The 10,172-nt window shown below is 65.7% G+C and carries 9 protein-coding genes and 1 tRNA gene; 3 read left to right on the top strand and 7 right to left on the bottom strand.

Annotated features, from left to right (window positions below; translation table 11 throughout):
* The first annotated feature begins 17 nt into the window (after window positions 1-17).
* Window positions 18-94: transfer RNA gene (locus tag GGR11_RS15570), tRNA-Met, on the top strand.
* A gap of 148 nt (window positions 95-242) precedes the next feature.
* Here GGR11_RS15570 and GGR11_RS15565 read toward each other — a convergent pair.
* Together GGR11_RS15565 and GGR11_RS15560 are read right to left on the bottom strand one after the other, a co-directional pair.
* Window positions 243-1,538, bottom strand: coding sequence for a trypsin-like peptidase domain-containing protein (locus GGR11_RS15565; protein WP_183198471.1), 1,296 nt, complete (start codon window positions 1,536-1,538; stop codon window positions 243-245).
* Window positions 1,539-1,542: 4 nt separating this feature from the next.
* A complete protein-coding gene (locus GGR11_RS15560) occupies window positions 1,543-2,439 on the bottom strand; it encodes a hypothetical protein (RefSeq protein ID WP_183198469.1) in 897 nt (298 codons plus the stop codon).
* A 179-nt stretch (window positions 2,440-2,618) separates the two neighbouring features.
* On the opposite strand from GGR11_RS15560, the gene GGR11_RS15555 reads away from it, so the two are divergent.
* The gene (locus tag GGR11_RS15555) at window positions 2,619-3,443 is read left to right on the top strand and encodes an alpha/beta fold hydrolase (RefSeq protein WP_183198468.1); all 825 of its coding nucleotides are present in this window, start codon (window positions 2,619-2,621) and stop codon (window positions 3,441-3,443) included.
* A complete protein-coding gene (locus GGR11_RS15550) occupies window positions 3,440-5,017 on the top strand; it encodes a c-type cytochrome (RefSeq protein WP_183198466.1) in 1,578 nt (525 codons plus the stop codon). The genes GGR11_RS15555 and GGR11_RS15550 overlap by 4 nt, the downstream gene beginning before the upstream one ends.
* 1 nt (window position 5,018) lies before the next feature.
* On the opposite strand, the gene GGR11_RS15545 is transcribed toward GGR11_RS15550, so the two are convergent.
* Genes GGR11_RS15545 through GGR11_RS15525 form a run of 5 tightly spaced genes read right to left on the bottom strand, consistent with a single transcriptional unit; the run spans window position 5,019 to window position 10,108 of the window.
* Window positions 5,019-5,987, bottom strand: a complete 969-nt coding sequence (locus GGR11_RS15545) for a nitroreductase family protein (RefSeq protein WP_183198464.1) — start codon at window positions 5,985-5,987, stop codon at window positions 5,019-5,021.
* Window positions 5,984-7,108 (bottom strand): GNAT family N-acetyltransferase, encoded by a 1,125-nt coding sequence (locus GGR11_RS15540; protein WP_183198462.1) that lies wholly within the window; start codon window positions 7,106-7,108, stop codon window positions 5,984-5,986. Before GGR11_RS15540 ends, GGR11_RS15545 begins: the two co-directional genes overlap by 4 nt.
* Window positions 7,105-8,298, bottom strand: a complete 1,194-nt coding sequence (locus GGR11_RS15535) for a hypothetical protein (protein WP_183198459.1) — start codon at window positions 8,296-8,298, stop codon at window positions 7,105-7,107. The genes GGR11_RS15540 and GGR11_RS15535 overlap by 4 nt, the downstream gene beginning before the upstream one ends.
* Complete coding sequence (locus GGR11_RS15530) at window positions 8,295-9,185, bottom strand: HesA/MoeB/ThiF family protein (RefSeq protein WP_183198457.1); 891 nt, start codon at window positions 9,183-9,185, stop codon at window positions 8,295-8,297. The genes GGR11_RS15535 and GGR11_RS15530 overlap by 4 nt, the downstream gene beginning before the upstream one ends.
* Complete coding sequence (locus tag GGR11_RS15525) at window positions 9,173-10,108, bottom strand: hypothetical protein (RefSeq protein ID WP_183198454.1); 936 nt, start codon at window positions 10,106-10,108, stop codon at window positions 9,173-9,175. Before GGR11_RS15525 ends, GGR11_RS15530 begins: the two co-directional genes overlap by 13 nt.
* Between the last annotated feature and the right edge of the window lie 64 nt (window positions 10,109-10,172).

Below are 10,172 nucleotides of genomic sequence, written 5' to 3'. Positions count from 1 at the left end.
TCTCGACTACCGCTTGCCGCGGGATGGAGCAGCCCGGTAGCTCGTCAGGCTCATAACCTGAAGGTCGTAGGTTCAAATCCTACTCCCGCACCCAAACAAAAAGGCCGCTGAGCATAACGCTCGGCGGCTTTTTGCTGGGTGAAATCCGCCTGCGAGGATGTCCCCGACGATGAGTTGGGGGTTCGAGCGAGGCTCTACCAGGAGTTTTTTGGCTAAATCCGGGTGATCGATCGCCGTAAAGCTCAGAAAGAGACCGGTGCAGGCGGGGGGCGTCTCTCGAGGACAATCTCGGCGCGCCGATTAAGGGGATCGGGCGTCAAGAGCCCGGCGACCATCGGTTGGGTCACGCCCTTCCCTTCAAGCGAGACGAGCGCGCCATTCACACCCATTGCCACAAGCGCGTCCGCGACGGTGCGCGCACGGCGGTTCGACACGCCCAGCGTATAGGAAGCGGTCCCGTCTCGCGGGTCTCCATGACCGACGATCAAGACCCGCGTCACCGTCGGATCCGCCTTGATCCGATCCGCCAGGGCCCTGACCAGTAGCTGCGCCTCGGCAGTGAGGTCGGTCCGGTCCCAGTCGAAGAAGACAAGGTTGGGCGCCGGCGCGACGGACTTGATGTCCTTGCAATACGGTCGATACGCATCGGGCTCGCAGGCCACCGCTGAGAGATAGGCGCTGGCTTCGATGATGGCGGACAGGGAGACGGCGATATTAACGTCGTTTGGATTGGCGAGACCGCCAGGCGTCCCGGACGAGTGCAAACCCACGGCAATGAAGTTGCGGACGCCTGCGGCCTCACCCTCAGCCTCGCCGTACAACAAGACGGGCGCGCCGGAGCTGCCGCCGCGCGTATCGCAGCGGTGGTAGAGATAGATGTCGAGACCGGAGGGCTGGTCGAACACCCGGCAGGACGCGTCCTTCAGTAACAGTTTGGAGTGACCGTAGGCGTGGTGGATCATGAACAGAGGCGTCCCCGGCGTCGCGCCCCCACCCCGCGCCACCCGGATGACCCCAAGTCGCTCGCCCGGCGCGGGGGCGTTCGCCGCGATCGGGAGCAGTCGCGCCAGAGTGTAGTCGAGGTCCGGGTTGGCTTCGAGCACCTGCCCGACCGTGTACCGGGTGCCTGTGGCGCCGATCTCGTCGAACTGAAAGGTGATTGTGGCCGAGACGTATCTGAACCCGGCTTCCCGCGTCGCGCGTGGAAGGCCGGGAAGGCAGTGCCAGGCGGTCATGATCACATCAGGTCCCACCAGCCAGGCCGTGCAGGGGATGGTCTGCGGGCCCATTGTGAGCGGTCCCCGCGCGATGACCTCAAGATAGCCGACGGGCTGGCCGGCCTCCGCGAACCACGTGCCCTGATAGGCGGGGATTTCCTCGGACTGCATCTGAACGCCGAGGATAAGGGGGCTGTTCGGCAAGGCCACCTGTGGCGTCATCGCCGGCCCTTGCACGGCGAGACCTTGTGGATCTGCCTGAGCCAAGGCAGCGGATGCCAACGTCCAGAAACTAGCCGCAGACGCCAGGGTCAGACGCATCAGCTCAGCGCCGGAGGAGTTTGACGTCGACGACCAACGAGGTCGCATTGTCGACCCCGCCGGTGGTCAGCACCGCCGCCTGGGCGCCCGTGGACGCATTGACCGGTGCGAGCTGGACCTGGGGCCTGCGGAACAGCCCGTCATTCTCGGCGGCCGGATTGAAGGTCCCACTCGGGAATGGGCAGGTGGGCAGGCTGCTGGTCATGGATACGACCGCCGGCGGCGTCTGCGCCGCAACCTGTGCGGCGACATATGCATTGGAGGTGAACTCCAGCGCCTGATTGGAACTGTGACGGCAGGGGAGGAACCTGAGCCGAAGCGTGTCCGTGCCGCCGCTGGTGGTGAATCGATAGAAGCCGTTCCGGGCCTTTTCGGGAAGGGTCAGGGCGCTGGCTGTCGAGCCGCTGAGGAGAACGCCCTCTAGCAGGGTCTCCGAGGTGTCGTCGATCGACCAGATCTGCAGATAGCCCGGAGCGTTATAGGCCATGAAAAGGATGACGCCTTCGTTCTGGGCGTACTGGGTGTCGGGTGTGGCGGCCGTCACCGTCGTCTGCGCGCCGGTCCCGGAGACCTTGAGGATCTTGAACTGGAGGCCGGGCTTGGCGGCGTCCACCCCAGCCTGGGCGGGGAAGGGAGCTGTTCCGCCGGTCGGCGCCGACGCCGCCGGGCAGAGGCCGGCGCTCCTCGCCATCGCGGTCACCGTTGCGGCGGATTGGGGACCCGTCACGGCCTCGATTGCGACCCCGCCCAAGGTGCAGAAGACCTGTCGGAAGTCGATGCCGAGCGCCTGCTCGACCTGTTCCGGCTGCGCTTGCAGAGCGAGCGTTTGAGCGGCCGCCGGAGTAGCGAAGGCCAGTACAAGAAAGGCGATGCAGCGTGAACGCGTCCAGAAATGTCTCATCAGACTCCCCTCCGATAGTCTTGATATATGAGATGGCATTCAGCTTCAGCGCAAGCACTCACGGTTGTCCCTACGTGTTCCGGACTGGAACAGCTGGGGCGTTGGCAACCGGCGTTGGGAGGCGCGGGCTTCACATTCCATCAGCATCGGTGAGCTAGAAGGGGGTGGTGACGCCGAATATGATCAAGCTCGCCAATGGCCTGAAGACGCGGGTGCTCGACACGCGCGGCGACAAGCCGACCCTGGTGCTGATCCACGGCCTCGCCAACGCGATCGAGATCTGGAGCCGGGTCCTGCCTCGGTTGACGGAACGCTTCCGCGTGATCGCCTTCGATCTGCCGGGGTTCGGTCAGGCGGACCGGCCTGTCGCGGCTTATGATTCGGCGTTCTTCGTCGAACAACTGAAGGCCTTGCTCGATACGCTCCAAATAGGCCGTGCGCACCTCGTGGGCAGTTCCCTCGGAGCCAGCGTGATCGTGCGCTTTTCCGACGAGAACCTGGAGCGGATCGACAGGGCCGTGCTGGCCGCGCCCGGCGGTTTCGGGCGTGAGACTCATCCGGTGATGCGATTTCCGGCCTTGCCGGTCGTCGGCGACTGGTTGGGCCGGCCGACCCCCGCCAACAATGCGCTCACCCTGCGTCTTGCGATCCACGACAGGCGCAAGGTAACGCGTGAGTTGATCGAGCAAACCAATCAGTATGCCCGCGTGCGCGGGAGTGATCTATCGTTCGTGCGGACGCTTCAGACGGGGGTGGGCTTGCTTGGGGTACGGGAGCGCGACAGTTTTGAACGGCTGGCCCGCCGGTTCGCCCGTCCGGCCCTCGTCGTCTGGGGACGCCAGGATCGTGTATTCCCGACGCGCCAGAGCGAGCGCGCCGCGATGCTGTTGCCCCTCTCGGAGCGGCTTCTGATCGACCATTGCGGTCATTATCCGCATTGGGAACAGCCCGAGGTGTTTGCAACTGCGGTTGACCGCTTTCTCAGCAAGGGGGCTCAAGCATGAAGGCGCGTATCGGTCTGAGCCTGTGCCTTCTGCTTCTGGCGGCGTCCGCGCCGCTCGAGAGGGCGCCGGTCAGCGGGGCTGAGATCTTCGCTCTGGACGATTTCGGGGCCGTGAACTTCAGGTCGTTGAATACGGTGGCGGTGCCGTGGAAATTGGTCGCGGCGGCCTTGGTGCTGGACGATCCTGAGGGCGGAGACGTCAGTCAGGCGCACCTCAGGGGGCGGCTTCAGACGTTCGGCTTTCTTTGGCCGGACCGGATCGACGGCGCTGATGCGCCGATCATGCCCAGCCGCGATCATCCGCTGGGAATCAGCGTCGGTGAAGTCACGCCGGGCCTGCCGCCCGTAAAGGTGACGGTCGCCAATCTGGGGTGTGCTTCATGCCATGCCGGGCCTGCCTATGCCGCCGACGGTTCGCCGCGACCGGCGATCGCTTGGCTGGGCGCGCCGAACACCAGTCTGGATCTGGAAGCCTACACCCGGGCCGTGACCTCAGCCCTCAAACGCCGGACGGGCGATGACGCCGAGCTTCTCAGGGCGGTTAGGACGCTCTTTCCCGAGACCGATACGTGGGAGATGGCCAGCCTGCGCTGGGCGGTCGTCCCGCTGGCCCGCCATCGACTGGCGACCGTGAAGGAGGGCGGCAGTCCCCTCCCGTTCGTCAACGGCTCGCCGGGTCTGACGAATGGGGTGGCTGCGCTCAAGCTGCAGGGCCACGCGCCATCCCATGAGGTCGAGGCAGGTTTCACCTCGATCCCGGACCTCGCGGACCGGAGTTTCCGCTCGGCGTTGCTCTATGACGGAGCCTATGCGCCTCAGGGGCGGCCGCGCTGGCGGCCGATGGGGCGCAAGGATCTGACGCCGGCGCATCGGGACCGGCTTGCGGCCATCACCAGTTTCTTCACCGTGCCCAGCATGGGGCAGGCACCGCGAGCGGCCCATCGCGAGATTCCGAAAGCGGAGCGCGCCTTCATGTGGCTGGAGACGCGGCGACCACAGGCATTTCCAGGTTTGATCGATCGCGCTGGCGCAGCCAGGGGGGCGGTGGTCTATGCGCGTGCTTGTTCCTCCTGCCACGGCGCCTATTCGGGGCCGGTGGAAAGCCCGCGTCTTACACATTTTCCGAACTGGCACGGCAAGGTGGGTTCCGACGCGGCACGTGCGGCCGCCTTCACGACCGATCTCACGCGCTATGCCTCCACGGGAGGTTATGGTGAGGTCATGGACGCAAGGCCGACCGGCGAATACGCCGCCACGCTCCTTTCCGGCATATGGGCGACCGCACCCTATATGCACAATGGCTCTGTCCCCACCTTGGCGCAGTTCCTGTTGCTGGAACCTCGCTCCGAACGGTTCCTCGTGGGCGGTCATCGGCTGGACTTCGAGGCCGTAGGCATCGCCGGACAGGAGCAAGGCGGGGTCCGCGCCTATCCTGCAGGCTACCAGCCGTGGTCGCAGCCAGCCCTGTTCGACACCCGCATGCCCGGCCGATCCAATCGCGGTCATGAAACCCAGGTCGAAGGCCTGACGGTCGCGGAGCGCCAAGACCTGATCGAATATCTAAAGGGCCTCTAGCTCAGACGATCAGGGCATCCAGTCCAAGGCGGGGCTTGGCCGCCAGGTCGCGAGCCGGCGCGACCCCCAGCCGGAAGGCGGTGATCAGGCGACGCTCGCCGCCGATGCCGAAATCCGCCTGCAGGCTTTCGCGCGCCTTTGTATCGTCCGCCAGAACCGCCATCGGTGCGGCCGACAGTCCGGCCTGGGTGAAGCTGAGCCAGACGCGATGAAACCGTCGCCCTGTGTCGAACGGCGCCTCGTTCGCGGGCCGATGAAACAGGGCGACGGCAGAGGCGCTCCGCACCACCGCCGCTTCGGCGACCAGGGCGCCCGCCAGCCCGATCCGGTCCAGAGTCTCGAACACGCCAGGCCTCAGCACGAGTCCGGCCCCAGTAGCCTCGATGCCGGACATTTCCATGGCCTCGGCGTTCAGTCCATCGAGCGACCAGGAAGGATGACGTCGCGACAGCCGCATCCACGACACCAGTTCCGCCCGATAGGGGACATTGCGGAACCAGCGCAGGCCGGCCTCGTCATAGAGGCGCGCCAGTTCGGCGACGTGGTCTGGGTCTTGAGCGACGATCAGGTCCTCGCTCTGCTCGAATCGCGCCATCGCGGCGTGGGCGACAGCGCCGCCTTCGAACTTCCCACGATAAGTGCGCCGCTGCGTCAGGAACGCCGCCAGCGGATCGGAAACCCCGCCAAGCCGGACAGTCAACTCCGCGACGTGGACGCCGTCATGCCCGACATCGACGACTAGGCCGCGCCGCCCGGCGGCGAGACAGAATCCCTCCACCGCCGAGCCATGGCTGACGTTCAGGTCGCGGCCTTCGGGATCGCCGACGGGCAGCCTGCGGCTTTCGTCCTCAAGCACCTGGACCCGGCCGTCCGGCCCCAGCCGCCATCGCGTCGGTTGAGTATTGTGGACGCTGGGAGAAAGGGAAGCCTCGGTCACCAGCGCCCGGAACGTCTCTGCATCCAGCGTCATCCCAGGCCTTTCCTGAACAACTCCAGTCGCTGCAGCCGTCGCGCGCCCAGCTTTTCCATCTGGCGGAGCGAGGCGGTGTTCTCGTCGGCAATCCAGGTCACGCCGCATCGCCTGTAGCCGCCTGCAAACAGGGCCTTGATCACCCGGTGCAGCATGGCGCCGTTCAAACCCTGACCATGCAGGGCGCGCTTGACTGAATAGAAGATGATGACCGCGCGTCGTCGCCTCAGCCGCTCGCGCATGAAATGGATCAAGGTGAACGGCCCCATCCGACCCCGCGTCGCCTTCTGGAACGGGTTCAGATCCGGGATGCAGATCACCACCCCCGCAGGCTCGCCCTTGTAGTGGACGACGCAGGCGATGCGGGGATCCACGATCCACATCATCTCGCCAGCTTGGAAGTCGAACTCGGCCGGTGTCAGGGGCACGAACATCGGGTTGTCGTTGAAGCCGTCGTTGAGGCATTGTCGGGCCTCATCGAACCGGGCCTTGAAGTCGCTGCGGCTGATGGGCTTCCAGCTCCAGTCGGGATCCGACAGCACCGCGCGCTGCTTGTCGCCCAGCAGGGCATCGGCGGTCTCCGGCCCGACATCGAACTCGAAAGTCGACATCGGAAACACGGGCGCATAGCCGCACGCCTCCAGCAGGCGCGGTAGATGCGGAGCGCCCCAGATCATGTCGGTATAGGGCTGGTTATCGAAACCCTCGGTCAGGATTCCCGCTTGTTGCATGGCCGTCAGATTGAAGGCGCCGACCAGTTCATCGCAGCCCTGGCTTCGGGCGAAGGTCTCGGCCGCATCAAACAGACACCGCGCGGTTTCGAGACTATCCTCGCAGTCGAAATAGCCGAACTGACAGCGTTTCGTGCCGTGACGCGCGTTCGAGGACGGATGGGTGTGGGCTGTCAATCGCCCCACCGGACGGCTGTCACGCCAGGCGGTGAAGAAGGTCAGGCGGCCGTCGTCGTCGCGCATCAGCGGGTTGCGAGCCGAATCTAGATATCGCTCCAGATCCGCGCGCATAGGCGTCACATAGGGGCTGTCGGGAGGATAGATCTCGAACGGAACCCGGAAGAAGCCATCCAGATCGCCCTCGCGAAGGGTCACGGTTGAGGCGGTCATGGACGCCTCTCCGTCGTCAGCCGCGCCATTCGGAAGGCGAGGCCGAGATCGATCTCGGCTTCGGTGTTGCGCAGAAGATCCGGCAACCGGACCAGACCGATCCGAACCGGCGACCGGCTCAGAAGCCCGACGTGGGTGGCGTCCGATCGCGCCAGAAGATCCAGCAGCGGCTCGCGTTCGGCCTCATCGATCGTCCCCACACCGGCCTGCAGGGAGGCGGCGCTCCACAGAGGCTGACGATCCAGTGTCTGCGCCATCGCTGCGGGGCGATAATCGGCAAGATCGTGTTCGGACAGCACCGCCAAGTCCTTCAGCATCGGCTCCTTCGTCAGGTCGCCCAGGAAACCGTCGAGGGATTGGATGTTCGCCGAGGCCATGCGCTGACGCAGACTGGTGCGCCGACCGGCGGCGCCGAACGGCTGGATACGGACCACCAGGGTCATGGTGATCAGCGCCGCGCCCACCAGGGCGAAGAGACGAACCCGGTCATCGAGGGAGTCGACATGAAGCTGTTCGATCACGCCGCAGGTCAGGGCCAGGGTCGTCGCCACGATCACGGCGGCGTCGATCCAGACGTCACGCGCATCGCTGACCCCGTTCGACAGGGCCAGCAGGACGATCACGAGGGCGGCGATGGGGCTGAAACCGATGGGCGAGGCCACCAGTTCGGAAAAGTCCGTGCCGATCAGCGGAATGACGATGGCCAGGCCGACGCCGAGGCGGCGAACAGCGGCGTTCTCCGCCCGCGACAGGGTCTTGCTGTCCCGGGCCCATAGCAAGATCAGTATGGCGACCAGCGAAGAAAGGATGATGACGGCCAGCGCGATGCGGGAGCCGAAGGCGACATGGCTGGTCGTGAAGAGGGCGAAACCCAAACCCAAGGCGGACGCCACGAAGATGGCGATCTTCATCGCACGCGGCGCATGGCGTCGAAGAAGCCCTTCGGCCAGCAGCAGAGCCGCAAGGGGGGCGAGCGATATGGCGGCGTATGTCGCGCCTTCAAAGATCGGCAGCCCCGTCCGGACGGCCAAGCTTCGGACGCCGTAGAACACCGACATGACCCCGAACAGGAACACCAGCCGCGGCGTCAAAGGACCGCCGGCGCGGCGCACGAGCAGGGCTGCGACATAGGCCGCGAGTCCCGCCGCCGCGAAGCCGTCGAGCAGGGCCTGGGTTTCGACGCGGATCATGCGGCGCCCTTCAGCAGCCGGGTCATGAAGGCCCGCACGACCATGCCCTTCATGGCCGCGACGGGCGCCCACAGCGGCCGTTCGGTCCTGCCCGCGAGCGCATTGAGGAACCAGCCTCGGCAATCGGTCCGGGATCGGCGACCCATCAGCAGCCATAGCGCCTCATAGGCCATCAGGCAGCCGGTCGAGATCACCATCGGCGCGAAAGACATTCGCTTGGCCGTACCGGCGGCGAGGGCGGCTGCAGCGCCGAGATCGACGTGACGGGCCGACGACGAATGGACCATGACGTATTCAAGCTCCTTCATGAAGCTCGCTCGCAGATCGTCGGGTTGGATCGCGTCCAGCGCCTTGCCGCGCGTTGGATATTTCAGACGTTCCTCCGGACGCGGGTCGGAAGGGAGCACCACGATCACCGAGGGCAAGGGAGAGGCGTAGGCGTCGATCACGGTCGCGCCCGCAGCCTTGGCCGCGCGATACAGGGCAATGCCGGCGGCGATGTCGTCGGTGCCGTTGACGATCACCGGATAGCGCGCCGCCAGGTCCGCGACCTGATCGACCCACTCTGCGCCCAGGCGCTCGATCTCGACCTCGGGGTTGATGCGCCGCGCCGCCGCGCAGGCGACCTCGGCCTTGTCCTGCCCGACGGTGTCGGTGAAGGCGAAGACCTGACGGTTCATGTTGGAGGTTTCGAAGACGTCGATGTCGCAGACGGCGAACCGTCCGACGCCCGCGCGGACCAGGGCCAGGAAACAGGCGCCCCCCATGCCGCCGACGCCCGCGACGAACACGGCGCCCTCTCGTAGGGCGGCCTGTTCCGCTTCGGTGACGAAGCCCAGATTGCGGGTGGTGAACTCGGCGTAGTCGAAGGCTGTCACGTCTTCCATGCGCGCAAACTTCCCCAGGGTTGAGTGTGGTCGAGCCAGTGCACCAGCGGCAGTAGGGCGGCCTGGATCGTCAGCAGAGCGAATCGACCGAGCAGGCCGGGAACGGTGTCAGGCGAGGCCACCTTGGCGAGATAACGGCTGGCGGCGCGCATATCGATCTGACCGATCTGAAGCAGGTCGTCGCCCCGGCCGTAGTCCAGTTCTGCGGCGCAGAGGTCGTTGTAGATCGCGTCGCGATGTTTGGCGGCGGTCTCCAAGGTCTTCTTCAGCTCGTCCGAACCACCGGTGTAGGCGTCGGTGATCACGAACCGATCCGCGTCGAACCCGGCCTCGTCACCGACCCCGAAGGCGTGACGCCAGCGGCCCATGATCTGCTGGGCCAGTCTCTCGTGCTGGAAAGAGCGTCGAGCGACCGGCCTGCCGGGATAGACGTCGGAAAAGGTCTCGGCGACCATGCCGACGACGGCCGGCACCTGGGTCACGCTGGACACCCAGACGGCTCGGCACTGTCGGCGCACGAACAGCAGGACGCAGGTCAGCCCATAAAGCGTGGCGGACAGGCCTTTTCCACGCACATCCGGGCGCACCATGACCAGGCCCAGGTGCAGGATCTCGACTGACCGCCCGCCCAGGTCGGCGTCCAGAATGGCCAGGGCGTTGAACGCGACCGGGCGTCCGCCTCGCTTCTCATAGACCACGGTCAGCACTGTCCGAGACAGCGTCTCTGGATCGCCGGAGAATATTCCATAGGTCAGGTCGCGATCATCCAGCACGCTGCTGGCGATGGATCTCACGTCCTCGACCAGGGCGACGAGATCGGCCTCCGCCAGACCCATGCCCGGCCGCTCGACAATACGCGAGCGCAGGCCCGGGCCTGCATCCACGGTCGTGTCCAGCAATCGGAGCGTCACAGGCTTGCTCATAGGGGGGCGATCTCGCTTCAGAACTCGCTTCTAAACACGTGCGACCTTCGCCTTTATGAACATC

Origin of the sequence: Brevundimonas mediterranea, from assembly GCF_014196125.1 — a bacterium.
GTDB classification, from domain to species: Bacteria; Pseudomonadota; Alphaproteobacteria; order Caulobacterales; family Caulobacteraceae; genus Brevundimonas; species Brevundimonas mediterranea.
This window is presented reverse-complemented; position numbering and strand designations above follow the sequence as displayed.

Excerpts from the sequence above, each read along its gene's own strand:
- GGR11_RS15565 (WP_183198471.1), bottom strand. The coding sequence starts at position 1,538 with ATGCGTCTGACCCTGGCGTCTGCGGCTAGTTTCTGGACGTTGGCATCC.
- GGR11_RS15560 (WP_183198469.1), bottom strand. The coding sequence starts at position 2,439 with ATGAGACATTTCTGGACGCGTTCACGCTGCATCGCCTTTCTTGTACTG.
- GGR11_RS15555 (WP_183198468.1), top strand. The coding sequence starts at position 2,619 with ATGATCAAGCTCGCCAATGGCCTGAAGACGCGGGTGCTCGACACGCGC.
- GGR11_RS15550 (WP_183198466.1), top strand. The coding sequence starts at position 3,440 with ATGAAGGCGCGTATCGGTCTGAGCCTGTGCCTTCTGCTTCTGGCGGCG.
- GGR11_RS15545 (WP_183198464.1), bottom strand. The coding sequence starts at position 5,987 with ATGACGCTGGATGCAGAGACGTTCCGGGCGCTGGTGACCGAGGCTTCC.
- GGR11_RS15540 (WP_183198462.1), bottom strand. The coding sequence starts at position 7,108 with ATGACCGCCTCAACCGTGACCCTTCGCGAGGGCGATCTGGATGGCTTC.
- GGR11_RS15535 (WP_183198459.1), bottom strand. The coding sequence starts at position 8,298 with ATGATCCGCGTCGAAACCCAGGCCCTGCTCGACGGCTTCGCGGCGGCG.
- GGR11_RS15530 (WP_183198457.1), bottom strand. The coding sequence starts at position 9,185 with ATGGAAGACGTGACAGCCTTCGACTACGCCGAGTTCACCACCCGCAAT.
- GGR11_RS15525 (WP_183198454.1), bottom strand. The coding sequence starts at position 10,108 with ATGAGCAAGCCTGTGACGCTCCGATTGCTGGACACGACCGTGGATGCA.